Below are 19207 nucleotides of genomic sequence, written 5' to 3'. Positions count from 1 at the left end.
CACTTCTATTTAACACTTAACTACCTCAATCCGAGTCTTTTCTTTTGGAAACAACTGAATCACCATCTCGCTAATGACCTCACCTGGCACAATTATTGGGATTCCAGGAGGATAAGGTGTCACATATTCACAAGAAATTTTTCCGACTGCATCGTCAATCTCGAGACATTCTCGGGGTTGACGAATCGCGTCATACACACTCAGTTGTTGACATTTATGCCTTTCTAAAAATTGATACATGGCATTATAATCGATTTGTCCAGTCTGTTTTAGTGTGAATCCTTGATTTTCAGATGGTTCCGCGATCCATTGACCATATGCGTGTTCAATCTCAAATAACGCTAATTTGAGCTTATCAAAATCCGACTTCATATTGGCAATGCTCGTCATAAACAAAATCGTATTATTCGTTTCATACTCGCATTGAATTCGATGCGTTTCACGTAAAGCTCTTGAAATTGACGGACCGTCAAATACCCCTTCACAATAATAGGCTTTGGGAATCACTAAAAGCATCTTAGTAATATCCATCTGCTTAAAATGATAAAATCTCATGTATTTCAACTGACTCGTTTCAGTATAAAAATCCTGAACATGATTTTCTAGCGCATGTGCAAGCGAGCTTCCGTTTTTTTCCATAATTGTCAGCATTGAATCGATTGATGCCATTAATACATAGGATGGACTGCTCGATTGTAAACTCTTTAAATACCATCGAATGCGATCCTTCATAAAATCATTTAAAACTGCATTTTTAGAAAAATGAATACAAGACGTCTGTGTCATCGCAGGCAAGGTTTTATGAAAACTTTGAACAACGACATCAGCACCTAATTCAAGAGCAGATTTAGGACCTGTTTTGTGTAAAATCAAATGCGATCCATGTGCTTCATCCACTAAGACAGGTATTTTATTGGCATGACAAAATTCAATCATGTCCTCAATAGAATAACATAACCCTTCATAAGTTGGATAGGTTAAAATGCAAATTTTAACATCCGCAACAGAATCTTTACATTTTAAATGTTCTGATAATATAAAATCCTGAGGTACTCCAAACTCATTATCAACTTCAGGATACATGTATATAGGAATTAAATTATTCATTTCAATAGCATTATATATGGATTTGTGAGCATTTCTGTTCACCAAAACTTTATCGCCAGGCTCTGTGCATCCAAGGATCATACTCAAAATACCAACCGTACTCCCATTTACCAACATATGAGATTCATACGACTGATAAAAATCAGAAATCGCTTGCTCTGTCTCGCGAATGCAACTCTCTGCATCGTGTAAATGATCTGCACCTGGTATTTCGGTGATATCATACTTCAAATAATCATCATTTAAGGCTGTCAAACGACCATTCTTGTGGCCGGGCATATGAAATGATATTAATTTTTCATTTACGATTGACTCTAACGCCTGAATTAATCGCATTTACACCCCTCCATGTTCATGATTCGTTTAATGTGGAATTCGCTCACTGTATAATTCGCTCACTGTATGATTCATCGATTTTTTTTATAACCCCAGCTCATTTTTTCATGTTATTTATTATGTTATTTTCTTTATGTTATTTTTCTTCATACTGTTTTTCTTCATACTGTTTTTCTTCATGCTATTTTTTCTATTGTCTCTTTTGTTATGTTGATGTAACTGTTTAACATTTTGTTGTTTTTTCTTATAATAAATGATGTCTCGAAACAAATCACGTGTGGATACAAAAAACAACGATAGAAAAAACACTATTACAATACCAGATGCAACCCATTCGAAAACTGCCATGTACACCATCCCATTCTCAGATTCGTTTACTTATAAACTTCTGCGATCTATCGACACATACATGATTATGAACATTATTCGAACAAATCATGTTTTTTCAATATATTAAAAACTTTGTTATCTATTTTAATCAGCTCGAGTTTTAATTTTTTTTGAGGCATTTTCAATTCTTTCGCAATTGCCTTAGGCTCAAGTCGCTTACAATCTATGCCATAGTGTAATCGAAACAATTGTTCAGAAGACTCATCAAAAACTGCTTCCTCTAAAATAAGTCTCAATTTTTCATTTACTAGCTCAATCAGTTTAGGATTCACTCGAAACCTCCTCTAAAATCGCCAACAATTCTTTTGACTTTTGTACATACTCTTCTGATTTAGTATTTCTAATTTCAATAGTGCCACGTTCTTGCGAATCATTTATAAGATGACTTGAATGAAGTGTGTTTTTTAATTGTATCGCCGTTCCCATGTTGCCATCAAATATTTCAATTTGATTCTGATAATACTCTAGAATATATTTCTTTAAAAAGATAAAATGCGTACATCCTAAAACAATCCCATCTGATTTTGGCGCATGTTCTTCCAAATAATCATAAACACATCGTCTAACATAGGTTTCATCGGCTAAATGATTTTCCACGCAATCCACCCATATAGGAGCCGGTACCTTAACAATTCTATGTCCATCACCAAGTTGATCAATCAATCGTTGGAATTTTTCTTCTTTCAACGTCATCTCAGTAGCAAAAACATGAATTTTCCCTTTAACTTGCTCAAGCGCCGGTTTAACAGCTGGCTCCATTCCGATTATTGAAATGTCATACAAATCTCTTAATCGCGATACAGCAGCACTTGTCGCCGTATTACATGCAATGACAATAGCCTTTACGCCACTTTCAATCATTTCATCACATATGCCTTTTGATAATTCAAAGACTTCTTCCTTCGTCTTGATGCCGTAAGGAGCATGCGCAGAATCTCCAATATATAAAAACGATTCATTTGGAAGCACTTTCTTAATTGCGCTTAAAACAGAAATGCCTCCCAAACCCGAATCAAAAATGCCAATTTTTTGTTTCTTATGAACCGAATCCGTTCTACTTTGATTATCTCTATCCAAAATCAACACCACCATCTCTAACACTTAATTGCTACACACCATTATAGCATATTCACAATAATAATTCATGACAATAATTCACGGCACATGCCCGATAACAATTGTAAATCCTCATTGTACGCGTTATAATTCTCTTATAACACAATAGGAGTAGCTATGGAAAAAATCAATTGCAAAACGTGCAAATATTATTATATTACATGGGATCCTAAAAATCCAAATGGCTGTAAAAAGTTTGGTTTTAAATCTTTCTACCTGCCATCCGACATCGTCTACCAATCTTCTGGAAACTTTTGTCAAGCATACGAATCCAAAACAAAATAGATGATTCTTTTGAATGTAATTTACATGACTGCTCACTCAGCATGTACTCATTTGAAAGAACCATCTATTTATTTTAATTCCCTAATCTATCCACCAGAAAAACCCTTTTAGCAATTTTGATCCAATAGATCCATTTGATTCAATAGATTAATTTAATTCAATAGATCCATTTAATCTAATATTATAATTATTATCCAGTTTATCAATTCTGATCTAATTTTAAATCTCCATACTTGATCCAATTCTTCTTACGCATCCATTCACTAATTCCCAATGAAATAATCAACGGTAAAATAAAATGCATAATCGCAACTAGTACAATAAATTTTACGTTTCCAAGCTCAGCACCCATTTCAGCATATGCACCAAATTGACCAACAAGGCCACTTGTGCCCATACCAGCTCCGATGCTATTGCTTTTCATCTGAAGCAAAGTTGTACTAATAGGTCCTAAGATAGCACTTGCAACAATCGGTGGTATCCAAATTTTTGGATTGCGAATGATATTTGGAACTTGTAACATCGATGTTCCAAGACCTTGAGCAATCGCTCCACCAAAACCATTTTCGCGATAACTAATCGCTGCAAATCCAATCATTTGACAACAACACCCAACAAGGGAAGCACCACCCGCAATTCCAGATAAACCAAGAGATATAGCCAAAGCTGCACTACTTATCGGTAATGTCAATACAATTCCCATAAGTACAGAAACTATAATTCCCATTGGGATAGGTTGCAATTCCGTAGCTGTGTTAATCACTTCGCCAATGCTTTTCATAAAAGTGGCAATCACAGGACTTACTAAAACACCTACAATCCCACCAATTAGAATTGTTGCAGCTGGTACCAATACGATATCTACTTTCGTCTTACCTGCTATTAATTTTGAAAATTCTGCAGCAGCTAAAGCCGATACAAACGCACCCAATGGTTCACCAATCGTAATAAGCATTTGTCCAGCTTCATTAAAAGTGATACAACCCGTGCCAATGACACCTGCAACAATAGATGCAAAAATACCAAGTGGCGGCGCTTTAACACTATTTGCTACAGCTGCTCCAATCGCTGGCCCCATCATGACTTGAGCGAATCGGCCAAAATTCACAAGCATTGATATATGTGTTAATTCACCAATTTGCTTAAGAATTAATCCAATTATTAATGAAGAAAATAAACCTAAAGCCATACCATTTAATGTTTTAATCAAATAATTCTTCATATACAATTCGTGCATCTTTTTAGCACTAACCATCTGTGCATTTCTGTTGCACATCCTCCTTATTCATTAAAATAATCCTTCTATCGATAGTCCTCATACAAATAATGTTATAATAAGTACCCTATTCTAAGTAACTATATCAAAGTTAATCTTATTAAAATTAAATCTAACACATCTTAATCAAATCTAATTAATTCTAGTTCATTCTAATTTATTCTAATTCATTCAGTACTAATTTAATCTTTAACTATGTGACATAACATGTGTCTTGTCACATGGTGATAAAAAAAATCGTTCCTAAATACAAAACTATAAAATTCAGACTTACAATTGACTTTAATGACGCCTGTGAATAAAAAGTGATTTTCCGTTAATTGTCCACATTAACAAAACCTTTTCTTGATAACTCTTGAATGATCAAATTGTAAATTTTTTCACTTGGTACTTCAATTGTATGAAAATGCTCACCGCTTGTTAAGATTGAAAGTGGTTTCGCGTTAGAAGACCTCACTTTTTCAATAAATCTCTGAATATCCGCTTTATCATTAATTAACAGATTTCCAATAATTTCACCATAAACTGGATGATCCACAATGACGTCAATAATCTTACCACCATATTCTACAATAATCTGTAACTCTTCCTCAAGTTGATCAAGACCTTCATGTTTTGAAATAAAGGTCTTGATTAATTGTTTTTTATTATCTGATTTTGATATCATATAACCATTTGTTGTCGCCATAATTAAAACGCCAGCTGCTCTTAAAAGTGCGATATCTTGAACGATGACTTGCCTTGAAACTTTAAAAATATCCGCCAACTCAGTTCCAGTAATCGGTTCAGAGCTACTAACAATGATTTCTTTAATTGCCTTACGTCTTTCTTCGGACATATTTCCCCCAGTATCAACTAACCAAAATTAACTAAACTCTTAATATTATTATTCGAATTGGTTATATGTTTAATGAGTGCTTCTTTTGTTCGCTCAACATCATGTTCTCTTAACGCATTTACAATATTTTTATGTTCATCAAGAGCACACTCCATCCGCCCTTCAACTTTTAAAGAACTATTTCGAGCTGACTTGATAAAAAGTTGAAAATCATTGAGTATTCCTTCTAAATATCTACTTTTTGCAATATGATAAAGCGTTTCATGAAATTTTGTATTTAACTCAAATAACTTGTCTACGTCTTTTTTACTTGAATAAAATTCCATTAAGTCATAAATTTCTTCTAACTGTTTTATCTCTATATCCGTAATTCTTTCTGCAGCCCATTGTCCCACTAGCCCTTCAATGCATAGCCTTATAGTCAAAATATCATCAATATCTTCTTTTGTAATTCCTTTTACTACGACACCTCGATTTGGAATATTATCAACGAGACCATCCAGTTCAAGCTGTTTAAGCGCTTCCCTTACTGGTGTTCTACTAACGCCTAATTCATCTGCTAATTTAATTTCTACTAACTTATCGCCACATGCATATCGTCCATTCAATATATCTTCTCTTATTTTTTCAAATATTAATGAAGTGAGCGATTTATTTTCTTTCTTTTGATCAAAAAGATCCATAGTAGCCTCCGATTAATTTATCTATCTCAATGAATTAGACAATTTCACTAACTTATCATACTTTATTCTATCCATTATTATTTAGGGTGTCAAGTAACTTAGCTTTCTCAGATTTTACAACCTATTCATATTATAAATTTTTTACTTTCTCAGTTCAAAACTACTATTGCTTATTAAGTTATTAATGTAAAAATATGTTTTCTATTATTGCTTAATATTAGTTAATGGTACTTGTTTTTTAACAATTGACTCTCACTAGACAAATAAACATTCTAGTTTTCTTAGATAAATGCTGCTACAATTAAGTAAAATTTCAATGTCTCGATCACCACTAAACAAACTATCAAAAAAAGCAATAAAAAAAGTTCTTGAAATCAATCAAGAACTTTTTTAAAACTAGCGACGTTCTACTCTCCCAGGCAGCTACCCGCCAAGTACCATCGACGCTGGAGGACTTTACTTCTGTGTTCGGTATGGGAACAGGTGTTTCCCCTCCGCCATCATCACTAGATAAAATTTTACGTAGTAAAATTTGCCGTAGGTCGGTTTTTCGTAGAAAAACTGATTAGGCTTGTTTACAATTTCAGCCGTAGGTCAGTTTGCGAAGCAAATTGACTAGGCTACGCTCATATATGCTTCTGCTTCAGCAAGCGTCCTCGGACTTCGTCCTGCGGATTGCTTACGCACAACATATATTCGCTCCTTATATAAATCATTTATGCTTTCACATAAAAGAATCTACACAAAGTTAAGGTTATCAAACCCTAGGTTATTATACCCTAGGTCATCAGACCCTGAAAATCACATATAGAGGTTCATTCAAAAGTGTTTGGATCGTTAGGTCAAGTCCTCGATCTATTAGTACCTGTCAGCTGAATGCATTACTGCACTTACACCTCAGGCCTATTACCACATTATCTTCATGGGATCTTACTCCATTTCTGGATGGGAAATCTCATCTTGAGGGGGGCTTCGCGCTTAGATGCCTTCAGCGCTTATCCCGTCCGAACTTAGCTACTCAGCTGTGCCATTGGCATGACAACTGATCCACCAGCGGTTCGTCCATCCCGGTCCTCTCGTACTAAGGACAGCTCCTCTCAAATTTCCTACGCCCACAGCAGATAGGGACCGAACTGTCTCACGACGTTCTGAACCCAGCTCGCGTGCCTCTTTAATGGGCGAACAGCCCAACCCTTGGGACCTACTTCAGCCCCAGGATGAGACGAGCCGACATCGAGGTGCCAAACCTCCCCGTCGATGTGGACTCTTGGGGGAGATAAGCCTGTTATCCCCGGGGTAGCTTTTATCCGTTGAGCGATGGCCCTTCCATGCGGTGCCACCGGATCACTAAGCTCTACTTTCGTACCTGCTCGAAATGTCTCTCTCGCAGTCAAGCTCCCTTTTGCCTTTACACTCTTCGCGCGATTTCCAACCGCGCTGAGGGAACCTTTAGGCGCCTCCGTTACTCTTTAGGAGGCGACCGCCCCAGTCAAACTGCCCACCTGACATTGTCCTAAACCAGGGTAACTGGTCATAGTTAGAATAACGTTATATCAAGAGTGGTATCCCAACGGCGACTCCGCTAAGACTAGCGTCCTAACTTCTCAGTCTCCCACCTATCCTGTACATGATATACCATTATCCAGTGCCAAGCTGCAGTAAAGCTCCACGGGGTCTTTCCGTCTAGCTGCGGGTAACCGGCATCTTTACCGGTACTACAATTTCACCGAGTCTATTGTTGAGACAGCGTCCAAATCGTTACGCCTTTCGTGCGGGTCGGAACTTACCCGACAAGGAATTTCGCTACCTTAGGACCGTTATAGTTACGGCCGCCGTTTACTGGGGCTTCAGTTCTGTGCTTCGATTGCTCTAACACTTCCCCTTAACCTTCCAGCACCGGGCAGGCGTCAGCCCCTATACATCATCTTTCGATTTAGCAGAGACCTGTGTTTTTGGTAAACAGTCGCTTGGACCTATCCTCTGCGGCCGACTCTAGCTCTGAACCTGAGTCGGCACCCCTTCTCCCGAAGTTACGGGGTCATTTTGCCGAGTTCCTTAACAATAGTTTTCTCGCTCGCCTTAGTATTTTCTACTCTCCCACCTGTGTCGGTTTACGGTACAGGCACCTGCTCCCTCGATAGAAACTTTTCTTGACAGTGTGATATCTGCTACTTCGCTACTATTTTCACTCCCCATCACAACTCACCCTTACAAGAGGCGGATTTGCCTACCTCTCAGACTCGTTGCTTGGACGCACTCAACCAATCGTGCGCTTAGCATAACCTCCTGTGTCATTCCCTCTCTCAAACGGTTCTCGGTGGTACAGGAATCTTTACCTGTTGTCCATCGCCTACGACTTTCGTCCTCGGCTTAGGCCCTGACTTACCCTGAGCGGACGAACCTTCCTCAGGAAACCTTGGGTTTTCGGCGGACGGGATTCTCACCCGTCTCTCGTTACTCATGCCAACATTCTCTCTTCTATACAGTCCACAAGTCCTTACGATCTTGCTTCGCCCCATATACAATGCTCCTCTACCAATTGCCTAAGCAATTCCATAGCTTCGGTAGTAAGTTTTAGCCCCGGTAATCTTCGGCGCAGAATCACTCGACTAGTGAGCTATTACGCACTCTTTAAATGTATGGCTGCTTCTAAGCCAACATCCTAGTTGTCTGTGCAATTCCACATCCTTTTCCACTTAACTTACATTTTGGGACCTTAGCTGATGGTCTGGGCTGTTTCCCTTTTGACTATGAATCTTATCACACACAGTCTGACTCCTGAGTATAAGATATCGGTATTCGGAGTTTGATAGACTTCGGTAGCCGGTGAAAGCCCCTAGGTCATTCAGTGCTCTACCCCCGTATCTCTTTACCTCAAGGCTAGCCCTAAAGCTATTTCGAGGAGAACCAGCTATCTCCGGGTTCGATTGGAATTTCTCCGCTATCCACATGTCATCCCAACCTTTTTCAACAGATATGGGTTCGGGCCTCCAAGAGGTTTTACCCTCGCTTCACCCTGCACATGGATAGGTCACCCGGTTTCGGGTCTACGCCATACAACTATTTCGCCCTTTTCAGACTCGCTTTCGCTGCGGCTCCGTTCCTGAAGAACTTAACCTTGCTGCATAACGTAACTCGTTGGCCCGTTCTACAAAAAGTACATGGTCGTTCTTTAACGAACTTCCATTGCTTGTAAACATAGGGTTTCAGGTTCTTTTCACTCCCCTCTCGGGGTTCTTTTCACCTTTCCCTCACGGTACTATTCTCTATCGGTCACTAGGTAGTATTTAGCCTTGGCAGATGGTCCTGCCTGCTTCCCACAAAATTTCTCGTGTTTCGTGGTACTCCGGATCAGTCTCGCATACCTTCTCTTTTCGCTTACGTGGCTCTCACACTCTTCGGCCTACTTTCCCAAGTAGTTCTGCTAAGATACAGCTTTGCTTTGTTGACTGTCCACACCCCTTCGTCCGAAGACTCAGGTTTGGGCTCTTTCCATTTCGCTCGCCACTACTCTGGAAATCACTTTTGTTTTCTCTTCCTTCGGGTACTTAGATGTTTCAGTTCCCCGAGTTCCCTTCCTATAGCCTATGTATTCAGCTATGGATGACTGGACATTACTCCAGCCGGGTTTCCCCATTCGGACATCTACGGATCTACACTTGCTTGCAGCTCCCCGTAGCTTTTCGCAGCTTACCACGTCCTTCTTCGGCTCCTAGTGCCAAGGCATTCGCCCTATGCTCTTATTAACTTGACCTACATGTGGCACGTAATGTCATCATGCGCTCGTGAGAAACGTTAGTTTCTAGAGCGTTGTGACTTACTGTGTCATCATTCGATCTTTTTTTACACTTTTTTCATGTCTTCTCTATATGCAATTTTCAAGGTACGATTTTTTAATCACATATCCTTTAAAGACATGTGATTCATGGTGGAGATTAAGAGATTCGAACTCTTGACCCCCTGCGTGCAAGGCAGGTGCTCTCCCAGCTGAGCTAAACCCCCATGAGATAAAATGTTTCACATTTTATCGAACCCGACGTGGGAAACGTAGTTTCCAGGAGGGCTTATCCTCACACACTTTCGGCTCTTTATGTGAACCATCGTTTTCTATTCATTTATGAAGTTCTTATTTCCACTCTTTGATAATCTCTTATCTTTAAGCAGTCACAAGACCCTCAAAATTGAACAGCGCAAATGTCTATTTCTCCTTAGAAAGGAGGTGATCCAGCCGCACCTTCCGATACGGCTACCTTGTTACGACTTCACCCCAGTCATTGATTTCACCTTCGACAGCTTCCTCCCTTACGGGTTGGACCACTGGCTTCGGGCGCCCCCAACTTCCATGGTGTGACGGGCGGTGTGTACAAGACCCGGGAACGCATTCACCGCGACATTCTGATTCGCGATTACTAGCAACTCCAACTTCATGTGGGCGAGTTTCAGCCCACAATCCGAACTGGGATCGGCTTTTTAGGATTCGCTCCAGATTGCTCTTTCGCTGCCCGTTGTACCGACCATTGTAGCACGTGTGTAGCCCAGATCATAAGGGGCATGATGATTTGACGTCATCCCCACCTTCCTCCGTGTTATCCACGGCAGTCTGTTTAGAGTGCACAGCTTAACCTGTTTGCAACTAAACACAAGGGTTGCGCTCGTTGCGGGACTTAACCCAACATCTCACGACACGAGCTGACGACAACCATGCACCACCTGTCTTCTCTGTCCCGAAGGAAAGATCCGGCTAAGGATCGGTCAGAGAGATGTCAAGATCTGGTAAGGTTCTTCGCGTTGCTTCGAATTAAACCACATGCTCCGCTGCTTGTGCGGGTCCCCGTCAATTCCTTTGAGTTTCACACTTGCGTGCGTACTCCCCAGGCGGAATACTTAATGCGTTTGCTGCGGCACCGAGCTTTGACACCCGACACCTAGTATTCATCGTTTACGGCGTGGACTACCAGGGTATCTAATCCTGTTCGCTACCCACGCTTTCGTGCCTCAGTGTCAGTTACAGTCCAGTAAGTCGCCTTCGCCACTGGTGTTCCTCCTAATATCTACGAATTTCACCTCTACACTAGGAATTCCACTTACCTCTCCTGCACTCAAGCTAATCAGTTCCAAAGGCTTACATTGGTTGAGCCAATGCCTTTCACCTCTGGCTTGATAAGCCACCTACGCACCCTTTACGCCCAGTGATTCCGGATAACGCTTGCCCCCTACGTATTACCGCGGCTGCTGGCACGTAGTTAGCCGGGGCTTCCTCCTATGGTACCGTCATTTGTTTCTTCCCATAGGACAGAGTTTTACAACCCGAAGGCCTTCTTCACTCACGCGGCGTTGCTGCATCAGGCTTGCGCCCATTGTGCAATATTCCCCACTGCTGCCTCCCGTAGGAGTCTGGACCGTGTCTCAGTTCCAGTGTGGCCGATCACCCTCTCAGGTCGGCTACTGATCGTCGCCTTGGTGAGCCGTTACCTCACCAACTAGCTAATCAGACGCGGGCCCATCCCATACCGATAAATCTTTGTCGACTATATCATGCGATGCTACCGACTTATAAGGTATTAATCACCGTTTCCAGTGGCTATCCCTTTGTATGGGGCAGGTTGCCCACGCGTTACTCACCCGTCCGCCGCTTTCATAAACTTCACTTGGACCGAAGTCCTCACTCCACTTAATCTCGCTCGACTTGCATGTGTTAGGCACGCCGCCAGCGTTCATCCTGAGCCAGGATCAAACTCTTAAAATTAATTTTAAAGTTTGCCTGTTATCTCATAAATGAGCTAACTTGCTTTTTTTGTATAAACTTCTTGCAAAGTTTATCCGGAAACAACTGTTTAGTTGTTTTTATACTTTTCTTTGGAGTGTCTCATTAAATTGCTCTAACTCGACTCTTCAAAAGAATTGCGTTTTTGGTTTTTTTCATTTGCGCTATTCAATTTTCAAGGTCCTGTTTGATGTCATTGGTTCTATTTGTTTCGTCATTACCGCCGACAACTTTTACAGTATACCAGTGATAAATAACCTTGTCAACGCTTATTCCGAAACTTTTTTTGTTTTTTTTACAATCACTATATATAGTATTAGGATTAATATATAGCACAAAATATACAATCTATGTGATCATGTCAAAGTCATTAATTCCAAATATCCCGCCCGTATGAATAAACAAAATATTCTCACATTGATTCAACTCTCCACGTTTTATTTGCTGATATAATCCATAAAAAGCTTTACCTGTATATACAGGATCCAGTATGATGCCTTCATACTTTGCAATATACTTAATAAAGTCTATCTCTTTTTTCGTAGTTACCGCATAACCCAATCCCTGAAATTTATCAACTATTAAGTGATGCCCCCATGTGGGTTCCATCACTAATTGAATTCCCAATAAATTGATTGTTTCAAGTATGATTTTGTTGACTCTAACTTGAAAATACTCACTACTACCACCAACACTATATCCAATAATACGCTTATCTTTATTATTTAAATGATTCCCGAGTAATAACCCAGAGTACGTTCCTCCTGATCCAATTGCACATACTATTGTATCAAATTCGACATTTTTTGAACTTTCAAATGTCGTGATTTCATTATATGCTTCCAAGTATCCAAGTGTTCCTACACCATTTGAAGCACCTAAAGGAATGATATAGGCTATTTTTCCTTTTCTATTATAGTCTTCTTTTATATCATTCATGATTGTTTCATGTTTTATAAACTCTTCATCATCTACATATGTGATATTTGCACCTGCAATAATATCTATTAAATGATTGCCTATATATTTCATTTTATTACTTTTTTTAAGCACTAAATGTACATCAAGTCCACATCTTCTCGCAGCGATAGCGGTTGCACGAGCGTGATTTGATTGCAAAGCACCGCATGTAATAATAACATCCGAATTTTGATCAAGCGCTTCTTTAATAGAATACTCTAATTTTCTAACTTTATTTCCCGATAGTTCCAATCCTGTCAATTCATCGTGCTTCATATATATGTTCACGCCGAGTTCTTTGGAAATATACTCTAATTTTGTAATTGGTGTGTTTAATTGAGCTAAACTTATTTTTTCCATCATACTATTCGTACGTTACAAACTTGTAACTCCTCCATCAATCATATTTAAATCTATTTTAAACTATTCTCTATTCATTAGATAGTATCAATCAATTTACAATTTTTATTGAATCACTCTAATTTGGGTAATAATCATTTAGAATATGCTACGTTTACGAGGAGATTGCTTATGAATATATATATGAAACTTGCAGTTGAAGAGGCATTAAAAGGTATTAAATTACATGATGGGGGTCCATTTGGTGCGGTAATCGTCAGAAATGATGTTGTCATTTCAAAAGGGCATAATAAAGTTATATCTACAAAAGATCCAACTGCACATGCTGAAATTGTTGCTATTAGAGAAGCTTCACGTATATTAAATTCATTTGATTTGTCTGATTGTGTTCTCTATACGACTTGTGAACCCTGTCCAATGTGTTTTAGTGCAATACATTGGGCTAGAATTGGAACTGTATATTATGGTGCAACGCGTCAAGACGCTTCTCAGATAGGTTTCGATGATGCAATTCTGTATGAAATGCTCGCTGGTAATACTGATTTATACACAATTAACTTACAACAAATGAATTCTGCAGAGTGTTTACATGCGTTTAAAATATATGATGAGGATTCTGAGAAAACACATTATTAGTAGAATATTTAGTTTATAAGACTTATTATAAGTGTGTTTTCGAGTTATGACTTAAGTGTTTAGAATATAAATTCAAAAAAAGCAATAAAAAAAGTTCTTGAAATCAATCAAGAACTTTTTTAAAACTAGCGACGTTCTACTCTCCCAGGCAGCTACCCGCCAAGTACCATCGACGCTGGAGGACTTTACTTCTGTGTTCGGTATGGGAACAGGTGTTTCCCCTCCGCCATCATCACTAGATATGAAATTGTTTACAATTTCAGCCGTAGGTCGGTTTGCGAAGCAAATTGACTAGGCACGTAGTAAAATTTGCCGTAGGTCGGTTTTTCGTAGAAAAACTGACTAGGCACAAGGTTATTATACCTTAGGTCATCAGACCCTGAAAATCACATATAGAGGTTCATTCAAAAGTGTTTGGATCGTTAGGTCAAGTCCTCGATCTATTAGTACCTGTCAGCTGAATGCATTACTGCACTTACACCTCAGGCCTATTACCACATTATCTTCATGGGATCTTACTCCATTTCTGGATGGGAAATCTCATCTTGAGGGGGGCTTCGCGCTTAGATGCCTTCAGCGCTTATCCCGTCCGAACTTAGCTACTCAGCTGTGCCATTGGCATGACAACTGATCCACCAGCGGTTCGTCCATCCCGGTCCTCTCGTACTAAGGACAGCTCCTCTCAAATTTCCTACGCCCACAGCAGATAGGGACCGAACTGTCTCACGACGTTCTGAACCCAGCTCGCGTGCCTCTTTAATGGGCGAACAGCCCAACCCTTGGGACCTACTTCAGCCCCAGGATGAGACGAGCCGACATCGAGGTGCCAAACCTCCCCGTCGATGTGGACTCTTGGGGGAGATAAGCCTGTTATCCCCGGGGTAGCTTTTATCCGTTGAGCGATGGCCCTTCCATGCGGTGCCACCGGATCACTAAGCTCTACTTTCGTACCTGCTCGAAATGTCTCTCTCGCAGTCAAGCTCCCTTTTGCCTTTACACTCTTCGCGCGATTTCCAACCGCGCTGAGGGAACCTTTAGGCGCCTCCGTTACTCTTTAGGAGGCGACCGCCCCAGTCAAACTGCCCACCTGACATTGTCCTAAACCAGGGTAACTGGTCATAGTTAGAATAACGTTATATCAAGAGTGGTATCCCAACGGCGACTCCGCTAAGACTAGCGTCCTAACTTCTCAGTCTCCCACCTATCCTGTACATGATATACCATTATCCAGTGCCAAGCTGCAGTAAAGCTCCACGGGGTCTTTCCGTCTAGCTGCGGGTAACCGGCATCTTTACCGGTACTACAATTTCACCGAGTCTATTGTTGAGACAGCGTCCAAATCGTTACGCCTTTCGTGCGGGTCGGAACTTACCCGACAAGGAATTTCGCTACCTTAGGACCGTTATAGTTACGGCCGCCGTTTACTGGGGCTTCAGTTCTGTGCTTCGATTGCTCTAACACTTCCCCTTAACCTTCCAGCACCGGGCAGGCGTCAGCCCCTATACATCATCTTTCGATTTAGCAGAGACCTGTGTTTTTGGTAAACAGTCGCTTGGACCTATCCTCTGCGGCCGACTCTAGCTCTGAACCTGAGTCGGCACCCCTTCTCCCGAAGTTACGGGGTCATTTTGCCGAGTTCCTTAACAATAGTTTTCTCGCTCGCCTTAGTATTTTCTACTCTCCCACCTGTGTCGGTTTACGGTACAGGCACCTGCTCCCTCGATAGAAACTTTTCTTGACAGTGTGATATCTGCTACTTCGCTACTATTTTCACTCCCCATCACAACTCACCCTTACAAGAGGCGGATTTGCCTACCTCTCAGACTCGTTGCTTGGACGCACTCAACCAATCGTGCGCTTAGCATAACCTCCTGTGTCATTCCCTCTCTCAAACGGTTCTCGGTGGTACAGGAATCTTTACCTGTTGTCCATCGCCTACGACTTTCGTCCTCGGCTTAGGCCCTGACTTACCCTGAGCGGACGAACCTTCCTCAGGAAACCTTGGGTTTTCGGCGGACGGGATTCTCACCCGTCTCTCGTTACTCATGCCAACATTCTCTCTTCTATACAGTCCACAAGTCCTTACGATCTTGCTTCGCCCCATATACAATGCTCCTCTACCAATTGCCTAAGCAATTCCATAGCTTCGGTAGTAAGTTTTAGCCCCGGTAATCTTCGGCGCAGAATCACTCGACTAGTGAGCTATTACGCACTCTTTAAATGTATGGCTGCTTCTAAGCCAACATCCTAGTTGTCTGTGCAATTCCACATCCTTTTCCACTTAACTTACATTTTGGGACCTTAGCTGATGGTCTGGGCTGTTTCCCTTTTGACTATGAATCTTATCACACACAGTCTGACTCCTGAGTATAAGATATCGGTATTCGGAGTTTGATAGACTTCGGTAGCCGGTGAAAGCCCCTAGGTCATTCAGTGCTCTACCCCCGTATCTCTTTACCTCAAGGCTAGCCCTAAAGCTATTTCGAGGAGAACCAGCTATCTCCGGGTTCGATTGGAATTTCTCCGCTATCCACATGTCATCCCAACCTTTTTCAACAGATATGGGTTCGGGCCTCCAAGAGGTTTTACCCTCGCTTCACCCTGCACATGGATAGGTCACCCGGTTTCGGGTCTACGCCATACAACTATTTCGCCCTTTTCAGACTCGCTTTCGCTGCGGCTCCGTTCCTGAAGAACTTAACCTTGCTGCATAACGTAACTCGTTGGCCCGTTCTACAAAAAGTACATGGTCGTTCTTTAACGAACTTCCATTGCTTGTAAACATAGGGTTTCAGGTTCTTTTCACTCCCCTCTCGGGGTTCTTTTCACCTTTCCCTCACGGTACTATTCTCTATCGGTCACTAGGTAGTATTTAGCCTTGGCAGATGGTCCTGCCTGCTTCCCACAAAATTTCTCGTGTTTCGTGGTACTCCGGATCAGTCTCGCATACCTTCTCTTTTCGCTTACGTGGCTCTCACACTCTTCGGCCTACTTTCCCAAGTAGTTCTGCTAAGATACAGCTTTGCTTTATTGACTGTCCACACCCCTTCGTCCGAAGACTCAGGTTTGGGCTCTTTCCATTTCGCTCGCCACTACTCTGGAAATCACTTTTGTTTTCTCTTCCTTCGGGTACTTAGATGTTTCAGTTCCCCGAGTTCCCTTCCTATAGCCTATGTATTCAGCTATGGATGACTGGACATTACTCCAGCCGGGTTTCCCCATTCGGACATCTACGGATCTACACTTGCTTGCAGCTCCCCGTAGCTTTTCGCAGCTTACCACGTCCTTCTTCGGCTCCTAGTGCCAAGGCATTCGCCCTATGCTCTTATTAACTTGACCTACATGTGGCACGTAGTGTCATCATGCGCTCGTGAGAAACGTTAGTTTCTAGAGCGTTGTGACTTACTGTGTCATCATTCGATCTTTTTTTACACTTTTTTCATGTCTTCTCTATATGCAATTTTCAAGGTACGATTAAACTTAACGAAGTTAAGTTTTAAAAAGCGAAGCTTTTAGCGATGAAATCGCCGTAACTTGTAACGAACGAATTTTCAAGGAAAATTTGGGTGGTTACTTGCTTGATGTTTCCATCTAGCAGTTACTTACTTTGCTTTCTTCTTTTGAAGTTCCTGTATCTCTACAAGACCCTCAAAATTGAACAGCGCAAATGTCTATTTCTCCTTAGAAAGGAGGTGATCCAGCCGCACCTTCCGATACGGCTACCTTGTTACGACTTCACCCCAGTCATTGATTTCACCTTCGACAGCTTCCTCCCTTACGGGTTGGACCACTGGCTTCGGGCGCCCCCAACTTCCATGGTGTGACGGGCGGTGTGTACAAGACCCGGGAACGCATTCACCGCGACATTCTGATTCGCGATTACTAGCAACTCCAACTTCATGTGGGCGAGTTTCAGCCCACAATCCGAACTGGGATCGGCTTTTTAGGATTCGCTCCAGATTGCTCTTTCGCTGCCCGTTGTACCGACCATTGTAGCACGTGTGTAGCCCAGATCATAAGGGGCATGATGATTTGACGTCATCCCCACCTTCCTCCGTGTTATCCACGGCAGTCTGTTTAGAGTGCACAGCTTAACCTGTTTGCAACTAAACACAAGGGTTGCGCTCGTTGCGGGACTTAACCCAACATCTCACGACACGAGCTGACGACAACCATGCACCACCTGTCTTCTCTGTCCCGAAGGAAAGATCCGGCTAAGGATCGGTCAGAGAGATGTCAAGATCTGGTAAGGTTCTTCGCGTTGCTTCGAATTAAACCACATGCTCCGCTGCTTGTGCGGGTCCCCGTCAATTCCTTTGAGTTTCACACTTGCGTGCGTACTCCCCAGGCGGAATACTTAATGCGTTTGCTGCGGCACCGAGCTTTGACACCCGACACCTAGTATTCATCGTTTACGGCGTGGACTACCAGGGTATCTAATCCTGTTCGCTACCCACGCTTTCGTGCCTCAGTGTCAGTTACAGTCCAGTAAGTCGCCTTCGCCACTGGTGTTCCTCCTAATATCTACGAATTTCACCTCTACACTAGGAATTCCACTTACCTCTCCTGCACTCAAGCTAATCAGTTCCAAAGGCTTACATTGGTTGAGCCAATGCCTTTCACCTCTGGCTTGATAAGCCACCTACGCACCCTTTACGCCCAGTGATTCCGGATAACGCTTGCCCCCTACGTATTACCGCGGCTGCTGGCACGTAGTTAGCCGGGGCTTCCTCCTATGGTACCGTCATTTGTTTCTTCCCATAGGACAGAGTTTTACAACCCGAAGGCCTTCTTCACTCACGCGGCGTTGCTGCATCAGGCTTGCGCCCATTGTGCAATATTCCCCACTGCTGCCTCCCGTAGGAGTCTGGACCGTGTCTCAGTTCCAGTGTGGCCGATCACCCTCTCAGGTCGGCTACTGATCGTCGCCTTGGTGAGCCGTTACCTCACCAACTAGCTAATCAGACGCGGGCCCATCCCATACCGATAAATCTTTGTCGACTATATCATGCGATGCTACCGACTTATAAGGTATTAATCACCGTTTCCAGTGGCTATCCCTTTGTATGGGGCAGGTTGCCCACGCGTTACTCACCCGTCCGCCGCTTTCATAAGCTTCACTTGGACCGAAGTCCTCACTCCACTTAATCTCGCTCGACTTGCATGTGTTAGGCACGCCGCCAGCGTTCATCCTGAGCCAGGATCAAACTCTTAAAATTAATTTTAAAGTTTGCCTGTTATCTCATAAATGAGCTAACTTGCTTTTTTGTATAAACTTCTTGCAAAGTTTATCCGGAAACAACTGTTTAGTTGTTTTTATACTTTTCTTTGGAGCGTCTCATTAAATTGCTTTAACTCGACTCTTCAAAAGAATTGCGTTTTTTGGTTTTTTTCATTTGCGCTATTCAATTTTCAAGGTCCTGGTTGATGACTGTCCAATACAATCCATTTGCGCC

Annotated in this window: 10 protein-coding genes, 1 tRNA gene and 6 rRNA genes; 2 read left to right on the top strand and 15 right to left on the bottom strand. The window is 41.9% G+C overall.

Translation table 11 applies throughout. The features are described 5' to 3' along the window. Nucleotides 1-9 precede the first annotated feature (9 nt). The 4 genes from ACZ41W_RS10900 to murI form a co-directional block, all read right to left on the bottom strand. Nucleotides 10-1443: an aminotransferase class I/II-fold pyridoxal phosphate-dependent enzyme gene (locus ACZ41W_RS10900; protein ID WP_464312006.1), complete on the bottom strand. Its 1434-nt coding sequence runs from the start codon at nt 1441-1443 to the stop codon at nt 10-12. A 117-nt stretch (nt 1444-1560) separates the two neighbouring features. Further along, the gene (locus tag ACZ41W_RS10895) at nt 1561-1791 is read right to left on the bottom strand and encodes a hypothetical protein (RefSeq protein ID WP_464312005.1); all 231 of its coding nucleotides are present in this window, start codon (nt 1789-1791) and stop codon (nt 1561-1563) included. Between the two features lie 74 nt (nt 1792-1865). After that, complete coding sequence (locus tag ACZ41W_RS10890; RefSeq protein ID WP_464312004.1) at nt 1866-2105, bottom strand: hypothetical protein; 240 nt, start codon at nt 2103-2105, stop codon at nt 1866-1868. After that, on the bottom strand, nt 2095-2910 hold the full coding sequence (gene murI, locus ACZ41W_RS10885; RefSeq protein WP_464312003.1) for a glutamate racemase: 816 nt from the start codon (nt 2908-2910) through the stop codon (nt 2095-2097). The genes ACZ41W_RS10890 and murI overlap by 11 nt, the downstream gene beginning before the upstream one ends. A gap of 156 nt (nt 2911-3066) precedes the next feature. Here murI and ACZ41W_RS10880 point away from each other — a divergent pair, with 156 nt between their 5' ends. After that, nucleotides 3067-3234 carry a uracil-DNA glycosylase gene (locus ACZ41W_RS10880; RefSeq protein WP_464312002.1) on the top strand — a complete coding sequence of 56 codons (168 nt, stop codon included), beginning with the start codon at nt 3067-3069 and terminating at the stop codon, nt 3232-3234. A gap of 202 nt (nt 3235-3436) precedes the next feature. Here ACZ41W_RS10880 and ACZ41W_RS10875 read toward each other — a convergent pair whose 3' ends face one another. The 8 genes from ACZ41W_RS10875 to ACZ41W_RS10840 form a co-directional block, all read right to left on the bottom strand. Beyond that, nucleotides 3437-4510: a PTS sugar transporter subunit IIC gene (locus ACZ41W_RS10875; protein ID WP_464312001.1), complete on the bottom strand. Its 1074-nt coding sequence runs from the start codon at nt 4508-4510 to the stop codon at nt 3437-3439. A gap of 316 nt (nt 4511-4826) precedes the next feature. After that, nucleotides 4827-5348 carry a 3H domain-containing protein gene (locus ACZ41W_RS10870; RefSeq protein WP_464312000.1) on the bottom strand — a complete coding sequence of 174 codons (522 nt, stop codon included), beginning with the start codon at nt 5346-5348 and terminating at the stop codon, nt 4827-4829. A gap of 17 nt (nt 5349-5365) precedes the next feature. After that, nucleotides 5366-6031 carry a GntR family transcriptional regulator gene (locus ACZ41W_RS10865; protein WP_464311999.1) on the bottom strand — a complete coding sequence of 222 codons (666 nt, stop codon included), beginning with the start codon at nt 6029-6031 and terminating at the stop codon, nt 5366-5368. 394 nt (nt 6032-6425) lie between these two features. Beyond that, nucleotides 6426-6542, bottom strand: a 5S ribosomal RNA gene (rrf, locus tag ACZ41W_RS10860). A 327-nt stretch (nt 6543-6869) separates the two neighbouring features. Further along, nucleotides 6870-9785, bottom strand: a 23S ribosomal RNA gene (locus ACZ41W_RS10855). 172 nt (nt 9786-9957) lie between these two features. Further along, nucleotides 9958-10033, bottom strand: a tRNA-Ala gene (locus ACZ41W_RS10850). Between the two features lie 210 nt (nt 10034-10243). After that, a 16S ribosomal RNA gene (locus tag ACZ41W_RS10845) occupies nt 10244-11777 on the bottom strand. The 16S, 23S and 5S rRNA genes sit together here with 1 tRNA gene alongside, the layout of an rRNA operon. Before the next feature lie 366 nt (nt 11778-12143). After that, nucleotides 12144-13115, bottom strand: coding sequence for a 1-aminocyclopropane-1-carboxylate deaminase/D-cysteine desulfhydrase (locus ACZ41W_RS10840; RefSeq protein ID WP_464311998.1), 972 nt, complete (start codon nt 13113-13115; stop codon nt 12144-12146). 171 nt (nt 13116-13286) lie between these two features. Between ACZ41W_RS10840 and ACZ41W_RS10835 the strand changes: the two genes are divergently transcribed. Further along, on the top strand, nt 13287-13751 hold the full coding sequence (locus tag ACZ41W_RS10835; RefSeq protein ID WP_464311997.1) for a nucleoside deaminase: 465 nt from the start codon (nt 13287-13289) through the stop codon (nt 13749-13751). A 123-nt stretch (nt 13752-13874) separates the two neighbouring features. Here the strand turns inward: ACZ41W_RS10835 and rrf (ACZ41W_RS10830) are convergent. From rrf (ACZ41W_RS10830) to ACZ41W_RS10820, 3 genes are all read right to left on the bottom strand, one after another. Further along, nucleotides 13875-13991: ribosomal RNA gene (gene rrf, locus ACZ41W_RS10830) — 5S ribosomal RNA — on the bottom strand. A gap of 183 nt (nt 13992-14174) precedes the next feature. Then, nucleotides 14175-17090, bottom strand: a 23S ribosomal RNA gene (locus tag ACZ41W_RS10825). A 346-nt stretch (nt 17091-17436) separates the two neighbouring features. Continuing rightward, nucleotides 17437-18970: ribosomal RNA gene (locus tag ACZ41W_RS10820) — 16S ribosomal RNA — on the bottom strand. Between the last annotated feature and the right edge of the window lie 237 nt (nt 18971-19207).

It is taken from the genome of Fusibacter fontis, from assembly GCF_055378735.1.
This window is presented reverse-complemented; position numbering and strand designations above follow the sequence as displayed.